The organism is Paenibacillus sp. PL2-23 (genome assembly GCF_040834005.1).
Taxonomy (GTDB): Bacteria; Bacillota; Bacilli; order Paenibacillales; family Paenibacillaceae; genus Pristimantibacillus.
On record NZ_CP162129.1, the window covers coordinates 2,930,393 to 2,946,649 of the forward strand.

The window sequence follows — 16,257 nt, forward strand, 5'->3', positions numbered from 1 at the left end:
GATTTGGCTGACTCTTATATTAATTGTACTTGGTATCATCTTAGATTTGTGGTTGAACAAAAAACTGAATTTCTACTATTTGTTCATTTCAATTTTCCTTTTTGAATTGTCTATTATATTTAGTTTAATAATATCTGTGATCTACTGGAGAGTAATAAAGCGATTAAAACGAGAGGAATAAGACTTTAGCAACGAAAGGGTTAATTAATGATGCTAAATAAAACGTTAGGAAGATATGTTGTACCAGAGGAATTAATTTTAATTTCAGAATTAGATATTGAATTTTCAACATTACACAAATATGATAGCTTGCTCGGGGCAACTATTCATTTTGGCGATGGACGATACTTCAATACTCCCTTAGATGTTATTCCGTTTGGATGGACAGGTGGTAATGGCATTCATCTTGGTTTCTTGACTGATTTTAGTACGTGCAAAACTTTAGATGACGCGTATGTTGTTTGTGTTTCACCGATGGATTTTGATAAACCGGTAACTATATTGTCTCGAAATATTAGAGAGCTATTAGGCTTATGGATCGCAACAGGCGATCCGAGTTTTATGGACTATTTTAAACATTGTACGAGTGAGGAGCAATTCAATCATTTCTTAAAGAAGAATGAAAGGGACCTGTATGAAAGATCAAAAAAGCTGGAACCCTATTTTCAGATTATTCAACAACATTTTGATATTGAAGCTATTCCTGATGTATATCAATATTTATTGAAGCTTCAACAACGTAGATGTGAAGAGGTAGTACTACAAACTCAAGATGGTTTAGGAGTGGTTAGTTACACATCCGGCCAAAGTCATCATTCTTCTTACAAAATTACAAAGGAAGCCAGATATGATATGGATGAGATCTCTGTCTTTTTAAGTACAAGTAGTATTGAGAGTAAACTCGCTCTAATCCGGGATTTGCAGCTAAATTATGTTCTTTGGGATGAATATGATTTGAAGGAAATTATCTATCATGAATTAATGACGGATGGATTTGAAGAGGAAGCTACTATTCTTAAAAGGGATCTGTGATTCAAAAATCAACACAAGAAAGGAAGAACATATGGCCATCGCTGGAATGCTAATAGCTATAATTGTTTTAGTCGTTTCTTTTTATATATTAGGACCGTACGGAGTATGCATTTTACTTATTATCTTATTTGGATATACGCTAAGCACCTATCATAGAACTAAACAGATACATGAAGATATTAAGGAAATTAAAAACAAGCTTGGATTATTGAATGAAGAAGAGAAAATGGAAATGGATATGAAGAATAGTGAAAAAGAATTTGAGATGTCCAGAAAAGATCCAGAATTGGAATTGAAAATCAATAATGAAATTGAAGAAGAACTTAAGAATTATATCAACGAAACTGAGGATAAGGACAATCATACAAAGAAGTGAGAATACAATTACGTTCATTAAAGGCTAGTATGTATGTTAGTTGTGATTGGACTTTTTCAGTTTGTTACTCCAAGCAATTAAGTGATTTACTGAATTTAGCAGCCACGATTGGAGGCATTTTCATGGAGGTTACATATAAAGAGTATTTGATAACTGATGATAAAGAGAAGCTTAATAAACTAATGATTCTAGAATACTTGGGTCAGAGCTATTGGGCGAATAAGCGACCACATAATCGAATATTAAAGTCGATTGCAAAGTCTCATTGTTTTGGTGTTTATCATAATGACAAACAAATAGGTTTTGCTCGAGTAGTCTCAGATGAGGCAACAATGTATTATTTGTGTGATGTATTTGTATTAGATGCTTATCAAGGACAGGGAATTGGTAAAAAGCTGGTGGAAACTATAATACATTCTGATAAGTATCAATGGATGACAGGACTCTTAGGGACATTGGATGCACATGGTCTTTATGAACAATTAGGATTCGAAAGAGATGTGGAACGATTTATGAGAAGAGCACCACAAGGTGCAAATCACATTAACACATCCTTCTGAATCCGGTGTGAGCCATTGTTATGAAATCGATAAAGGTGAGATTAAACATGAATGAAAAACAATTCAACTCCTGGAGTAAGCAGAAAATACGAGGTTTTGTATTACCTTTATTTACTACAATGATGCTGGTCTTTTCGATGGGTCTAATTCTGTATTATTATAAGATTTTTTCCATTGATCTAGTTATTATTACAACTCTCATCGCATCAGCGTTTCAAGTTAAGCTTTGGAAAGAAAATGAAAAGAAGCTGCATATGCAGTCTAAGGTCAATTGTCCATACGAAAAAGGAGATGCTTTTGTTGATGACTAGAACCTCAATTAATTTCACTGCTAGTTATGATAGGAATCCCACTCATATTTCTTATCGTATCTTTAATTACTTCGAATTGGGGGTACCTGTTAGTGAGTCTTGCTCCAAGTTTTATGGCTGGATATACAGGTTACATAGTCTCAAAAAATGATTCAAGGAAAAACAAGGTGTGAACCATTTAAAGATGATTAATACCAATTTACACTCCAAATAAAACAAGATGTGATAAAAGGATTTGATGATGATGTTCTCTTTCACTGAGCTTGAAGGAAAAAGAGTGAAGTTAGTTCCGTTACAACTCGAGCATGTGGATTACTTGTTCGAGGTAGCGCAGGAGCCAGAAATATGGGAACATTATCCTATTAGCATTAAGTCCTATGATCAAATGCTCAGCTTTGTACGAAATGCGTTAGAAGGACTCAAACGAAATGAACAGTTTCCATTCGCTGTATTTGATAAGGAACGAAATCAATTTATTGGTTCTACACGTTACCTTAGGATATCTGAAGGAAATAACAATTTGAATATAGGATCAACCTGGTACAACCCAATAGTCTGGAGAACAAGGGTAAACACAGAAGCAAAATATTTGATGTTAAAATATGCTTTTGAAACCCTTCAAGTCAATCGAGTTGAGATCATCACAACTACTGATAACTTCCGATCTCAAAAAGGAATTGAACGATGTTTCTGTCGTCCGTTAATAGCCGGAAGTTGACGTTCATAAATGTCCGAATTTAGACCGATATAGTGACCATACTATCAGTCTAAAGAAAGAAGAAACGCTCCCGTAATCGTCATGCTGTTGGTAGCAGCATAACCGGAAGCGTCACCTCAAGAATATGGTCATTGTATCAGATTTCACGCTGGTTGAGAAGGAGTCTGCATCCGGCGTTTTTTGTTAGGAGTGCGGAACTGGTTCCCTGCCCTTGCTGCGGAGGCCGGTTAGAGGTCGCGGGCAGCCGGAGGCGGGTGTGGTACAGAAGCAGCGGAGAACGGGCGAAGCTCATCATTCGGAGGTTGTATTGTAGGCCATGCGCGAGAATTCATCATGAACTGCCGGATCTGCTTGTCCCCTACAAGCGTTATGACGCTGAAAGCATCGAAGGTGTATGGGCAGAACCAGATGCTTCGGTAGTAGCCGCAGACGAATCCACCATTTCTAGATGGCTGGCCTGGTTTCAGGTTTGGGCGGTGTATGCAGCAGCAGCTCTACACGCCATTAGTACCCGGTTTCAGCTTCCTGTGGAACAAGCGTCCGTTGCTCCACAGTCCGCACTCCACGCTTTAGGACGGTATGTCGGTGACGCAGCCGGATGGCTAGGAAGAACTGTCCGCCCCATCGCCAATTTAAATCTTTGGGTTACAGACCCGTTCTGCCTGTCTGTCCGCTGAAGCTTGTTTTAGACTCATGCTAACCCTAGTAAATGGAGGCATGAGGATGAACAGACAAAAGAAATCGGACGAGGTTGCGGCGGAACGCTTTCAACTGCTGTCGCCGCTCCTAGCATCCGGTCTGGATGCGGCGAAGGCGGCTCAGTTAAAGTCGGCCATTTGTGCGCAGTCCGGCTTATCAGAGAGGACGCTGCGCCGGTACTTGGCCGAATATCGCAAGGATGGGTTCGACGGACTCAAGCCGAAACTCAAAGGCCGGAAGCCGCTGCCAGACACCATACCAACTGAGGTGCTGGAAGAAGCGATCCTGCTTCGGCGGGAGGTGCCGAAGCGGAGTGTGCGCCAAATTATCCAGATCCTCGAATGGGAGGAGAAGATCGCACCTGGAATAATTAAACGCAGCACCCTGCAGGCGAGATTAACCAGGCGCGGTTACAGTTCAAGGCAGATGCGGATGTATGCCGGTGGCGGTACGGCCGCGCGGCGCTTTCAGAAGCAGTCCCGCAATCGCTTATGGCAGAGTGACATCAAGTATGGGCCGTACCTTCCCATTGGTCCTGGCGGTTCGAAGAAACAAGTCTATCTGGTGTTATTCGTGGATGACGCGACGCGGTATGTGCTGCATGGAGCCTTCTACGCGTCGATGGAGCAAGCCATCGTCGAGGACAGTTTCCGAAGAGCGATCGAGAAATACGGTGTCCCAGAGGCCGTGTACTTCGACAACGGCAAGCAATACCGCACGACTTGGATGAACCGGACGTGCGCGAAACTCGGTATTCGCTTGCTCTTTGCCAAGCCCTACTCTCCGGAAAGTAAAGGCAAGGTTGAGCGTCTAAACGGCGCTGTGCAGAGCTTTCTGGACGAGGTCGCGCTTGAGAACGTTAAGACACTCACCGAGCTTAACGACTGGTTCCAAGTATGGCTTTCGGAGTGCTACCAGAATAAACCCCATGCCGCGCTGGCGAACAAACAAACACCCGAAGCTGCGTTTCGGAGCGATCCGGCAGCGCTTCAGTTCGTAAATTCCGAGCACCTCGCGGCCAGCTTCCTCCACGCGGAACAGCGGAAAGTGGATAAGGCCGGCTGTATCAGCTTTCAAGGCAAGAAGTATGAAGTTGGGCTGTTGTTCATTGGGCAAACGGTTCAAGTCGTCTATGACCCGGCAGATATCACAGAAGTGACGATCGAATACGAGGGATGTACGCCTTGGAAAGCACGGGAGCTCATCATTGGAGAAAGGGCTGGCAAGCGGCCGGCCCTTCCAGAGCATTTGCAGAAGCAGTCAGCAACGGAATCCCGCTTGCTCCGAGGTGCCGAGCGGAAGCATGACGAGCGCGCACAAACCCAAACGCCGGCCGTCTCCTACCGCATGCTGAGGAAGGAGGCTGGCAAGGATGTTTGAATCCTTCTACGACATGACCCGTACACCATTTGCTCGGGATATTCCCGTGACAGAGCTTTATCCGGCGAGTGCTATGGAAGAGATGCTGGACCGGTTGCAATACGCTGCTGAGCGCCAATTATTCGCCGTCATCAGCGGCGACTGCGGGACGGGCAAGACGACGACCGTCCGCCGTTTTGCCGCCATGCTGGATGCCGCAAAGTATAGGCTGCTGTACCTGTCGGACTCCAAGCTAACGCCGCGCCACTTCTACAAAGGGCTGCTCGAACAACTCGGATGCGAGTCGAAGTTCTACCGGGGCGATGCGAAGCGTCAGCTACATCGCGAAGTGGAGCTCATGCGCGGCATCCATCGACTGGAACCGGTTGTCGTCGTAGATGAAGCCCATCTGCTTGATCGGGAGATGCTAGAGGAAGTGCGCTTCCTGCTCAACTGCAAGATGGATGCGCAAAGCCCTATGGCACTGATTCTAGTCGGGCAGAGCGAGCTATGGGACAAGCTTCGTCTCCAATCCTATGCAGCGATTCGTCAGCGGATTGACCTTCAGTGCAAGCTGCCCTATTTCGACCGTTCCCAAGTCGGCGAATATTTGAAGCGTCAGTTAGCATATGCCGGCACCGATCATGAGATATTCTCGGATGAGGCGGTAAATGAAGTTTACCGATTCTCGGGCGGATCGGCCAGACTCATCAACAAGTTGAGCACTCATTGCCTCATCTACGGAGCCCAGATCAAGCGCCGCATCATTGACGATCATATGGTGAAGCACGTGATTCAGGGTGAATTGTCATGAACGAGCCTTGGAACCGGATGACGTACGATCGGGACGCAAATAGTTGGTTTGTCCAGCTAGGAGAGAACGCTTATCCTGTTTACTGCGGTGAATGTTTTGAAATTCGCATTGGGGATCGCGGCATCCCATGTCGACTCGAGCTTGACCGTTATTGGTACGTGATCATGAGAGAAACCCGATTTAACTTAAGAAACAAAGACATTTACCACATTCGATTCGTTTAGCAGAAATGGGAAAGCCGTAATACTCTCGGCTTTCCCATTCATTGAGTCTCTATGGACATGATTACGATCAGACCTTGGACAACTAACGTGATCATTTTCTGGACATTATGGATCAGCAGTAACAGAACGACTAGGAGCTATTAAAGAAGGGGTACTTAGAAGAAAATATCATAATTTGGATTACATAATATACAGCATTATTCAAGACGAATGGGAAGATGTAAAGCATCGTTTGAACAAAATTATCTCGGGGATAAAGGTCAGAAGTATTCATCCGATCAGATAAAGTGCGAATCAGAATCAGAAATTCATGAGCATTAAAATATAAAATCGGAGTGATTAACATCAACAGATTAACCAATATTCGAGCAGAAGAGAAAAAGTATCATGACTTCTGTTATGATCACTACCCTTTATTCGAACCAGGCTCTTGGCTGCATAAGCCAGTAAAGACTGTAATTGATCTTGTTGCGGAGTACAATGATCAAGAGAATTTGCAGGTGTTGGATTTAGGTTCAGGGATCGGCAGGAATAGTATTCCGATTGCTGAATCCTTGAAGAGTAGAAGTGGCAAGGTCGTTTGTGTGGATTTGTTAGAGTCTGCCATAGATAAATTGCAATATTATAGTCGGAAATATGGTGTTGGACACTATATAGAATCAGTCTTATCAGATATCGAGCATTTTCCGATTGAACAAGAGAGGTATGACATCATTATAGCTGTGTCTGCCTTGGAACATGTTAGCTCGGAACGCGCATTGCAAGAAAAGCTCTCTGAGATGGCCTCCGGAACCAAATTAGGTGGCTCTGTTGCTATTGTTATTGGGTCCAGCATAAAGGAAGTAAGCCTGGAGGATGGACAAGATATGGATCCCATGTTTGAGGTCAATATCTCTACTGCAAAAATGTTTGATTTGTTGGATCAACAATATGCTGGATGGGAAATAAAAAAACGATTAGTGAAGCCATTGCAATATGAGATAGACAGAAATGGACAACCTGTAAAGCTTTCAACAGATTGTATAACCTATATTGCTAAAAGGGCGAGGTGAATGACATGCGTGCACACAATGAAAAGTCCCAGGTTTTAATTATTCCGCCTGGATCAGGCCGCCAATACCATATGGGTGCTATGTCCAGTGTGTTTTTTGCAGATGGGTCGGAGACCAATAACGAATATTGTGTATCAGAATGGTGGCTGGATGCGAATAGCGATGGTCCTGGGCCGCATTCGCATGAAGAAAATGTAGAGTTGTTTTATGTGTTAGAGGGAGTTATGACTTTCCTAGTTGGTGAAGACACTGTTGAAGCTCCAAAAGGTACGTTTATCCGGATTCCCGCAACAATAATACATGACTTTATGAATAAAAGCAGCGAGCGTGCTGGTGTCCTGAATATTTTCATGCCGGGTGGATTTGAAGTGATGATGCCCAAGATCGTTCAATGGTTTGAGGAGAATAAACGTTAATTACCCATGATTTGCGAAAGGAGGATTCCGTTTGCCGAGCATTGAACACCTGCAAATCGTTAAGGCTTCACCCTCTATTGTCGCCTAACCACAGGATTGTATGGCAATGTATCGATTCGGATCCACAGTGGATTGATACTCTTATATCTCTTGAAATTGAACAAAAGAATCAAAAAAGCCATATTACCTTCAAGCATGCAAACTGGAGAGAGGTCACATCATTTTATCGAAATTGTAATTATAATTGGGCGATGTTCCTATACAGCATAAAGTCTTATTGTGAGGATGGGGCCGGTCTTCCTTATCAGAGACGAAAGTTTTAATTATATCGTGAAAGAAGGCGTCCAATATGATGGAAATTGAACAACGTTTAGAAGCGCTTGGCATTAAGCTGCCTGCTGCGAGCAATCCTGCTGCCAGCTATTCCAACTTTGTGATTGTAAATGGCCTGATGTTTGTGTCTGGTAAAGGCCCTAGTGGGAATCCAAAAGGCAAACTTGGCAGCACATTTACGACTGAACAAGGTTACGAATTTGCGAGACAAACGGGAATTGAGGTTCTTGCCGTCCTCAAAGATGGGCTAGGATCTCTGGATCGAATTAAAAGAGTCGTTAAAGTCCAAGGATTTGTGAATGCAGAACCTGATTTTGAAGAGCATCATAAGGTGCTAAACGGATTTTCTGAATTAATGTTTGATGTGTTCCAAAACAAAGGAGTACATGCAAGATCAGTGTTTGGGGCTGTTTCAGTTCGAGAGAATCTTCCGATTATTGTTGATTCAATATTTGAAGTATCCATAGAAACCAAGGAATGATAAAAGTGAATTTTCCAGTTATGTATTCTACCTTCAACGAGGAAGCGCTCAAGCAGTTTATTCAGGAGCATTACGACATTCCATCCATTATGTATTGTCGTTTATTAATGCGAGGAATGAATGACACGTTCCTAGTCAAAACGCCTGGCTCCAAATATGTGTTTCGCGTCTATCGTACACCGTGGCGCAGCCATATCTCCGAGATTGCGTTCGAAGTGGAGCTTATCCAGCATTTGTATAGGAATGGCGTTGCCGTGTCCTATCCCATTCAAGCATTAAACTCTACCTATATTCAAACCTTCCAAGCTCCTGAAGGCATCAGATATGGTCTATTATTCAGTTACGCTGAAGGTGAACCGCTGAGGTTTGAAACCGAGGAATCGGCATACCACTATGGCAGATCAGTAGCAAGCTTGCACGACAAAAGCGATATGTATGAAACGAAGCTCTCGCGACCTGCTCTGGACATAACTTATTTGATCGAGGAACCGCTAGGTATTATTCAACAGCACATGAGTCATCGCATGGAGGATTATCATTTTATCGAACGAGTTGGGAACATGATCTCCGCGAAATTGACAGAAGTGCAGCATGGTTTGGACTGGGGAATCTGTCATGGGGATTTGCATGGGGGAAATGCTCATAAGACGGAGGAGACCATTACTCATTTCGATTTCGATATATGCGGCTATGGTTGGAGAGCGTATGATCTAGCTGTGTTCAAGTTTGCACGCGAAGTTGAAATGAAAACCCAGTCAGAGCAGAATGATACGATCTGGAATGGATTTCTAGCAGGCTATATGTCCATCAGAACATTAAGTCAAGCGGATCTTGATGCGGTTCCTTATTTGTGCGCGGCGAGACAAATTTGGCTGATGAGGCTAACGCTTCACTATTTCAGAGATCTGGACATCGCCGGTTCTGATGAGGCAGAAGCTGAATATTTTGATGGAGAAATGGAGCTGTTCAATAGGTTGATTTCTTCATGGAGAGGTAAGGGCTAGTCATTGAAGTGTGTTAGGAGGTTGCGGGATTGAAGCTGCAAAAAAAGGTTCTATTAGAGGCCCTTTTGGTTGTAACGCTTGTTGGTGTATTGGTAATAGTGGCGACGATATTGGCCGGAGTTATCCAGACTCAACATTATACTCCGGATATTATAAACCAATATGCATCGGTCGATCATTTGCAGGAGGAAGTAACAATAGTCACCGTGGCAACTTGGCCTGATCTTAATGCCTTCGGAATTGGACTTCTATTGGCAGTAGTTCTATATTACGTGGTGAGAATCGGTATAAGGAATAGGAAGGCAAAAGCAAGGGGGAGGCGTCCTCCATCGAATTAAATGTGAAGAGGCAGCTTAGAGGACTACTGATTCGCAGCTCATTGCTACTTATCATCTGCTTCACGCAAATAATAATTGGCTTTCAAACAGAGAGACCTGTCATATTCGATTTTATTTTCTTTCTTCTCACCTTGCTGTTTGCAGCGCTAATTGTTGTTCTCCTGTTGGACTATAGTTCGACGTCGTATGATGTGCTGAATGGAAAAATCGTACATATACAGAATCAAATCATAAGTGTTGCGCTTGAGGAATCCAATCAAATGAAGCGGTACAAAATAATGGATGAACATGTGGTCCGTTCGCTGCGCGAAGGACTTCAGGTGACGATCCATGTCACTCGGCTATCGCGAATACCGAGAAGCATTCACATTATGAATCAGACCTCTCAATGATTAACGCTCGCTTGTTTGGCTGACCTGGCTGGACAAGCGAATTTTTTTCGAAATTAAATAAATTGTCACCGTTCTATATCTACCACTTAATGTAAGTCAGTGGTACAATATTAAAATATGCCTCTAAGTTAGATCCATTAACCAAACAGCTTGGATGTGATCGACATGACAGTTGAACGGTACGCAGCGTTATGCATGGTTGTTATCATATCTTCGTTATTTCTTATGATGTTATTTCGAGATTTCCAGGCTCGCAAACGGGAGGAGAAGCTGGCGGTCGAGGTTGCCCGCGCCAGAGTTGTCGGAAAGCGTAAGGAGAAAGCGCCTAAGAATCGCCGAATTCCTCCATCCACCTTGTATTATGCGACCTTCGATATTCGCGGCGAGCTTGTCGAGTTTGCTCTTCATTCCGATGTTCATTATGAGCGGCTTGAGATCGGACAAGCGGGGACCCTTCACTTCCAGCGGCAGCATTGGTCATCCATGTTTATCGCTTTTCATCAAGATGAGCAAGCAGCGAACAAAGCTTATGTGCAATAAGGGCACGACGGTCTTCATCGGCATATGAATATTTTTTCCAAGTTGAAAGCATCCTTACATTGTTCCACTAAGAAAGGAGAGAACAAGATGAGCGTGCTTTATACGGCTTCCGTCACTGTGACGGGAGGGAGAGATGGACAGGTTGTATCCGATGACCAAGCAATTAATCTCAAGCTGGCTAGGCCCAATGCGCTTGGGGGCAATGGAGAGGGCACGAATCCGGAGCAGCTGTTCGCGGCTGGCTATGCCTCCTGCTTCGACAGCGCCCTGCAGCTGATCATCGGCCGTCAGAAGCTGGAGGCGGTCCAGGGTACCGAGGTAACAGCTCATGTATCACTGCTGAAGGATGAGAGCGACAGCGGATATAAGCTGGGTGTGAAGCTGAATGTGAAGGTTATGGGCGTAGATCAGACCACCGCGAGCAAGCTTGTGGAGCAGGCCCATCAGGTCTGTCCTTACTCCAAAGCGACCAAAGGCAATATTGAAGTAGAAACCGTGAGCAGCATCGGCTCTGCCGTTGGCGCAGCCACATAATTGGAAGACGACAACCCGCCGGGCTTGAGGCTCGCGCGGGTTGATTTGTTTGAATGAATCATTTCCGGTGAGCGTGATGCTGCAATCTTATATCCTTGTCCCAAGAGCCTGTCCAAAAACAAGAAAAATCGGTTATAATGATTCAGGAATAGGTGAATGTCATTTTTATAGAAGAAAGTGGGAGCAATATGGGACGTAAGTGGAATAACATCAAAGAAAAGAAAGCGTCCAAGGACGCAAATACGAGCCGAATATACGCCAAGTTCGGCGTTGAAATTTATGTAGCGGCCAAGAAGGGCGAGCCAGACCCCGAGTCGAACCGCGCTCTGAAGGTCGTGCTGGAGAGAGCCAAAACGTATAATGTTCCGAAAGCGATTATTGACCGCGCCTTGGATAAAGCAAAGGGCAGCAATGACGAGAACTATCAGGAGCTGCGCTACGAGGGCTTTGGACCAAACGGCTCCATGGTCATCGTCGACACGCTAACTAACAATGTGAACCGTACCGCTCCAGCCGTTCGTTCGGCGTTCAACAAAAGCGGCGGCAGCATGGGCGTAAGCGGCTCTGTCGCCTATATGTTTGATGCGACGGCTGTATTCGGCATTACCGGCAAATCGCTGGATGAAGTGATGGAGCTTATGCTGGAGGCCGATGTTGACGTGCGCGATATAGTGGAGGAAGACGAATCCGTGATCGTCTATGCGGAGCCCGATCAATTCCACGCTGTTCAAGAAGCTTTCAAGCAAGCGGGCGTAACGGAATTTGACGTTGCCGAGCTGACCATGCTGGCGCAAAACTATGTGACATTGCCAGAAGAGAGCCAAGCTCAATTCGAGAAGCTGATCGATGCGCTTGAGGATCTGGAGGATGTCCAGCAGGTGTACCACAACGTGGAGCTGGAGGATTAATCGGCAACACGAATGAACGGGTAGCAGCAAAAGAAGCCCTTGTCCTGGCAGCCAATCTGGCGCCTTGGAGGGGCTTCTTTCCATATCCATATCATTATGATGTTGATGCTGTTTACTTAAAATCCTCGAGCCAATTCGCGAGCTCTACAAGCTCTTCCTCGCTTAAGCGCCCTTCGAAGGCCGGCATGCCGCCGCCACCCTTGACGATTTTTGTATAAATTTGCTGACGGTCCATCGACGCTCCGACTTGATCCAAAGCAGGTCCCATCGCACCCTTGTAATCTCCGCCATGGCAGCCCAAACAATTGGTTTGGTAGATGGATTCCATACTCGCGGTATCTACAACGACCTCCGGCACGGACGCTGCGGGCTCCTCCTGAGCTGGAGCTTCCTTCTCCGGCAGCGCGAACAATAAGAGGCCCACGGCAAGCATGGCAGCAAGTCCAACCGCTGTGGCCATTATCCATTTCATGCTCATCACTCCTTCTCATGATCTTCATCTATAATAACTCTACCACACACGTGTCCAAATGACTCAATGGAGCCATAATTGTGGCGATTTGAAGGCAGAATCAATCGATTCTGACATGCTTCGTTCACTGAAACAGCCCTGAATTAGCCCTTTCGAGTCATCCTAACAACGTCTGATATTGGCTAAAATAAATAGGATGATATTGGCGGAAGGGAGCTGAATGCCGGGACATTATGAAAGGGTTATTCAAATTATCGATTGGCTTTATCTCCATCACCGCATTGGCGCTGTCTAACGGAATATCGGTCGGAGGCGCACAATCGCCAATTAATAAGGATTTACAAGCTGCCATTGACAGCTCAGCAGAAGGAGAAGTGATGGTTCTAGCCAGCGGGGAATACGAGGGACCCATCATCATCAACAAGCCGATTACGATTCGAGCGGAGGATGGCGGGACGGTTACCTTGATGAACCGAACGGAGCAAGCTGCCGTCACCATCGCCGCTGACCGAGTTGCGCTTGTTGGCTTAACGATTCATGATGTGAGGCTGAAGGAGCAGCCCTCGATCTCGATTGTTAAATCCGACGAAGCCCTGCTGCACAAGCTGCATATTCGAACAGGATCTTATGGCATTCGTGCCACCGATTCTAATCATATGACGATTCGTGAAGCGCTTATCGAGTGGGGGATTCCAGAGGAGGAGCGGAAGGTCAAGCTGTCCCAGAAGGGCAACGGCATTGACCTCTACCATTCCCATGACAATCGGCTCCTCCAGAACACCATTCTATCCATGCATGACGGCATCTATATGGAGAATAGCGATCGTAATGTGGTAGAGGACAATCGTTTCGAGCGACTGCGATATGGGGTGCACTGCATGTATACAGCAGACGCCCTCATTCGAGGCAACACGGGTCAATATAACATTACGGGCGCAATGATTATGGCTGTGCGAGGCGCAGAGGTCAGCGACAATCAATTCACCAGGCAAAATGAAAATGTTAACTCGCAGGGCATTCTATTGTTCGATGCTCACGACAGCGTGGTCCAGAATAATGAAGTGGCAGGAAACCGCGTGGGATTGTATGTGGAGCAATCTACCGGCAATCTCATAGCGGGTAACCAGGTGCTTGGCAATTTCATTGGTCTGCAGCTGCTGAAGGCGGAGAACAATGAAATGACCGACAATGTATTTGCCGGGAATGTTGTGCAAGCAGAGGCCCGACAAAGCACAAGCAATACGCTCGTCTCTAACTATTGGGATTCGTTCCAGGGCATTGATGCCGATGGAGACGGTCAAAGCGATCTCCAGTATGCCATCAGCCCTTTGTTCCAGAGCATCGTGAAAGCGAAGCCTGTGTTCCAGCTGTTCTTCCAATCGCCCAGCTTCGTCTTTCTGGAGGGGCTGTACCAATCTGACCGCGGCAGCTGGACTGCCGACAGTGGGCCGCTTATGAAGCCAAGCTTGTCCAGGGCAGGCGGGCAAGCCATGCAGACGGGAACCAACCTGATGACTGCTGCTGCAGGCTTGCTGCTGCTTCTCATCGCCATATCTATACTATTACTAATGGGGGTAAGGAAACCATGAAAATGAAAGCAAGTGTTTACCTATTAACATCGATCCTGTTCGTATTGCTGCTGAGCGCATGTGGAAGCAAGGCATATACACCGCAAGCGATTAATGAAGAAACGGATATATGCGTGATGTGCAACATGGCCGTCAAGGATGATCCGTACGCAACGCAAATCATCACCGTAGACGGACAATCGTTGAAATTCGATGATATCGGCTGCATGAACGAGTGGAAGGTCGAGAATGGTACAGACACAATTGGGGCTGAGTTTGTCCGTGATCATCACAGCGGCGATTGGGTGAAATACGAAACCGCTTATTACGCCTATCACAGCGATTACAAAACGCCGATGGCTTATGGCGTCATTTCGTTCTCCAGCGAGAAAGCTGCCCAGGCCTTCGTGCAAGAGCAAGGCAAAGGCGAGGTGTTGTCGGCTGAGATGCTCGCCAGCCATACTTGGGAAGTGAATCGGGATATGATGAATATGGAGCATATGGAACAGCATAAGGAAGAGATGCATCATACGGAAGGCGGCTCGCATTCGTGAGCAGCTTCCGCCATATTGCCATTAGAGAGATGAAGCTGGGGTTCCGCAATCCCTGGTCTTACTCATTTATGGCGTTATTCACGTTATTCATGCTGGGACTGCTGCTCATTCAAGCACAAGGCTATGGTCAGGGTTACTCCGGAACAACAGGCACGATTCTGAATTTAAGCTTGTATTTGCTGCCGCTTATGGCTCTGCTCCTGGGCTCTTTCTCCCTCACAACGGAGAAGGAGGAGGGCAGCTGGGAATTATTATCGGTTTATCCGATCGCTACCTTCGCTTTTATATCCGGTAAGTTTGCAGGTCTGGCGGTAGTCATGCTTGTGATTGTAGCCGTTGGACTTGGGCTGGCCGGTCTAATCGGAGGAGCAGCCGGCTCGTCCTTTAGCTTGGAGACTTATGGTCAGCTCCTGGTGTTCACCGTCAGCACGTCGCTGCTCTATTTGGCCATTGCGATGCTAGCAGGCACATTAGCGCGTAATCGCTGGCAGGCGCTTACGATGGGTGTGGCCGTTTGGTTCTTCACCATTATTGCGTGGGCGCCTCTGTTATTATCCATGCTGGGCTTTCTGCCATACGGCTTCATCAAGCCTGCTCTATTGACACTGACCCTATTGAATCCAGCGGAGCTTGCTCGTTTGTATACGGTTGTGAAGCTGGGCGGGGGCGCTGTTCTGGGACCTGAATATTACGAATGGATGACTTGGGTGAAGCAGCCATCCGGGACGGCTGGATTTGTGGGACTCGTGCTGGCATGGATCGGCCTGGCACTTGCGATTTCATGGCTGGTCTGGGAGAGGAGGCGCTCGCGTGGATGAGGCATTCGTGAGGCTCAAGGATGTCACCAAGCGTTTTAAAAAGCAAGTCATTATTGAGGGGCTGCAGCTGGACGTTCGCAGGGGCAGCATATTGGCGTTATGCGGAGGCAATGGAGCAGGCAAAAGCACCATTATCAAAATGATTGCCGGCATTATGCAGCCTGATCGCGGCACCATTACAGTTGACAATGTGAGCTGGAAACGAGAGAGGAAGCGTTATGCAGAGCGGATCGGCTATATGCCGGATGAGTTCCGCTTCTCGCCCGGTCTGTCGGCAATGGAGACGCTGTCGTTCTGGGCGGCGCTTCGGGGACTGCCCAAAAGCAGGGCAGCCGAGGTGCTGGAGCAGGTGGGATTAGCGGATACCGGGAACAAGCCGGTGGCATCCTTCTCCAAAGGCATGCGTCAGCGCATGCTGTTCGGGCAAGCCCTATTGGCAAAGCCGCCGCTGGTCCTCATGGATGAGCCGACCAATGGGCTTGATCCCTATTGGATCGACACCTTCGTCAGGCAAGTGCGAGAGCTGGCCGCGAACGGGCAGACCGTCATCTTTTCCACTCATCAGCTACAGGTTGCAGAGGCGCTCGCCGATCATATCGCGTTGCTGCGGGGCGGCAGGATCGAGGTGGAAGGAAGCGGTGCGGATATTCGGCAGAAGCTAGGCGCTGCGGAGCTGCAGGACGCATTCACGGAATGGTTCGGGATTCACGCAGAGCGACAATAGGACACAAAAAATGCGGTACAGGGATTCCCT

The 16,257-nt window shown here is 46.4% G+C and carries 22 protein-coding genes and 1 pseudogene; 22 read left to right on the forward strand and 1 reads right to left on the reverse strand.

Annotation, left to right across the window (positions count from 1 at the left end):
• Positions 1-207 precede the first annotated feature (207 nt).
• From AB1S56_RS12690 to AB1S56_RS12775, 18 genes and pseudogenes are all read left to right on the forward strand, one after another.
• Positions 208-1,032 (forward strand): hypothetical protein, encoded by an 825-nt coding sequence (locus AB1S56_RS12690; protein ID WP_340873716.1) that lies wholly within the window; start codon positions 208-210, stop codon positions 1,030-1,032.
• A 31-nt stretch (positions 1,033-1,063) separates the two neighbouring features.
• The gene (locus AB1S56_RS12695; RefSeq protein ID WP_340873715.1) at positions 1,064-1,408 is read left to right on the forward strand and encodes a hypothetical protein; all 345 of its coding nucleotides are present in this window, start codon (positions 1,064-1,066) and stop codon (positions 1,406-1,408) included.
• A gap of 122 nt (positions 1,409-1,530) precedes the next feature.
• Positions 1,531-1,968, forward strand: a complete 438-nt coding sequence (locus AB1S56_RS12700) for a GNAT family N-acetyltransferase (RefSeq protein WP_340873714.1) — start codon at positions 1,531-1,533, stop codon at positions 1,966-1,968.
• A 47-nt stretch (positions 1,969-2,015) separates the two neighbouring features.
• Positions 2,016-2,279 (forward strand): hypothetical protein, encoded by a 264-nt coding sequence (locus AB1S56_RS12705; RefSeq protein WP_340873712.1) that lies wholly within the window; start codon positions 2,016-2,018, stop codon positions 2,277-2,279.
• A 238-nt stretch (positions 2,280-2,517) separates the two neighbouring features.
• Positions 2,518-2,997, forward strand: a complete 480-nt coding sequence (locus tag AB1S56_RS12710) for a GNAT family N-acetyltransferase (protein WP_340873724.1) — start codon at positions 2,518-2,520, stop codon at positions 2,995-2,997.
• 254 nt (positions 2,998-3,251) lie between these two features.
• Positions 3,252-3,674, forward strand: a complete 423-nt coding sequence (locus tag AB1S56_RS12715; protein ID WP_340873551.1) for a DUF6431 domain-containing protein — start codon at positions 3,252-3,254, stop codon at positions 3,672-3,674.
• 46 nt (positions 3,675-3,720) lie between these two features.
• Complete coding sequence (locus AB1S56_RS12720; protein WP_367903356.1) at positions 3,721-5,076, forward strand: DDE-type integrase/transposase/recombinase; 1,356 nt, start codon at positions 3,721-3,723, stop codon at positions 5,074-5,076.
• Complete coding sequence (locus tag AB1S56_RS12725; protein ID WP_367903357.1) at positions 5,069-5,869, forward strand: ExeA family protein; 801 nt, start codon at positions 5,069-5,071, stop codon at positions 5,867-5,869. The genes AB1S56_RS12720 and AB1S56_RS12725 overlap by 8 nt, the downstream gene beginning before the upstream one ends.
• Positions 5,870-5,886: 17 nt before the next feature.
• A complete protein-coding gene (locus AB1S56_RS12730) occupies positions 5,887-6,093 on the forward strand; it encodes a DUF5348 domain-containing protein (protein ID WP_367903469.1) in 207 nt (68 codons plus the stop codon).
• A 124-nt stretch (positions 6,094-6,217) separates the two neighbouring features.
• Positions 6,218-6,379: pseudogene (locus AB1S56_RS12735) on the forward strand (N-acetyltransferase); the annotation flags it as partial.
• 49 nt (positions 6,380-6,428) lie between these two features.
• A complete protein-coding gene (locus tag AB1S56_RS12740) occupies positions 6,429-7,145 on the forward strand; it encodes a class I SAM-dependent methyltransferase (RefSeq protein ID WP_340871916.1) in 717 nt (238 codons plus the stop codon).
• A 5-nt stretch (positions 7,146-7,150) separates the two neighbouring features.
• The gene (locus AB1S56_RS12745; protein ID WP_340871912.1) at positions 7,151-7,561 is read left to right on the forward strand and encodes a cupin domain-containing protein; all 411 of its coding nucleotides are present in this window, start codon (positions 7,151-7,153) and stop codon (positions 7,559-7,561) included.
• A gap of 352 nt (positions 7,562-7,913) precedes the next feature.
• Positions 7,914-8,375: a RidA family protein gene (locus AB1S56_RS12750; protein ID WP_340871926.1), complete on the forward strand. Its 462-nt coding sequence runs from the start codon at positions 7,914-7,916 to the stop codon at positions 8,373-8,375.
• Positions 8,372-9,379, forward strand: coding sequence for a phosphotransferase enzyme family protein (locus tag AB1S56_RS12755; protein WP_367903358.1), 1,008 nt, complete (start codon positions 8,372-8,374; stop codon positions 9,377-9,379). The genes AB1S56_RS12750 and AB1S56_RS12755 overlap by 4 nt, the downstream gene beginning before the upstream one ends.
• Before the next feature lie 29 nt (positions 9,380-9,408).
• Positions 9,409-9,717 carry a hypothetical protein gene (locus AB1S56_RS12760; RefSeq protein ID WP_340871910.1) on the forward strand — a complete coding sequence of 103 codons (309 nt, stop codon included), beginning with the start codon at positions 9,409-9,411 and terminating at the stop codon, positions 9,715-9,717.
• A gap of 557 nt (positions 9,718-10,274) precedes the next feature.
• Entirely contained in the window at positions 10,275-10,649 is a 375-nt protein-coding gene (locus AB1S56_RS12765) for a DUF2500 family protein (protein ID WP_340871909.1), read from the forward strand.
• A gap of 87 nt (positions 10,650-10,736) precedes the next feature.
• A complete protein-coding gene (locus AB1S56_RS12770) occupies positions 10,737-11,183 on the forward strand; it encodes an organic hydroperoxide resistance protein (RefSeq protein ID WP_340871908.1) in 447 nt (148 codons plus the stop codon).
• Between the two features lie 188 nt (positions 11,184-11,371).
• Entirely contained in the window at positions 11,372-12,091 is a 720-nt protein-coding gene (locus AB1S56_RS12775) for a YebC/PmpR family DNA-binding transcriptional regulator (RefSeq protein ID WP_340871907.1), read from the forward strand.
• A 112-nt stretch (positions 12,092-12,203) separates the two neighbouring features.
• On the opposite strand, the gene AB1S56_RS12780 is transcribed toward AB1S56_RS12775, so the two are convergent.
• Entirely contained in the window at positions 12,204-12,563 is a 360-nt protein-coding gene (locus AB1S56_RS12780) for a cytochrome c (protein WP_340871905.1), read from the reverse strand.
• Positions 12,564-12,796: 233 nt separating this feature from the next.
• Between AB1S56_RS12780 and AB1S56_RS12785 the strand changes: the two genes are divergently transcribed.
• Genes AB1S56_RS12785 through AB1S56_RS12800 form a run of 4 tightly spaced genes read left to right on the forward strand, consistent with a single transcriptional unit; the run spans position 12,797 to position 16,227 of the window.
• On the forward strand, positions 12,797-14,152 hold the full coding sequence (locus tag AB1S56_RS12785; protein WP_340871903.1) for a NosD domain-containing protein: 1,356 nt from the start codon (positions 12,797-12,799) through the stop codon (positions 14,150-14,152).
• Positions 14,149-14,685: a nitrous oxide reductase accessory protein NosL gene (locus AB1S56_RS12790; protein WP_340871902.1), complete on the forward strand. Its 537-nt coding sequence runs from the start codon at positions 14,149-14,151 to the stop codon at positions 14,683-14,685. Before AB1S56_RS12785 ends, AB1S56_RS12790 begins: the two co-directional genes overlap by 4 nt.
• Positions 14,682-15,503, forward strand: coding sequence for an ABC transporter permease (locus AB1S56_RS12795; protein ID WP_340871901.1), 822 nt, complete (start codon positions 14,682-14,684; stop codon positions 15,501-15,503). The genes AB1S56_RS12790 and AB1S56_RS12795 overlap by 4 nt, the downstream gene beginning before the upstream one ends.
• Positions 15,496-16,227, forward strand: coding sequence for an ABC transporter ATP-binding protein (locus AB1S56_RS12800; RefSeq protein ID WP_340871900.1), 732 nt, complete (start codon positions 15,496-15,498; stop codon positions 16,225-16,227). The genes AB1S56_RS12795 and AB1S56_RS12800 overlap by 8 nt, the downstream gene beginning before the upstream one ends.
• Positions 16,228-16,257: the final 30 nt, after the last annotated feature.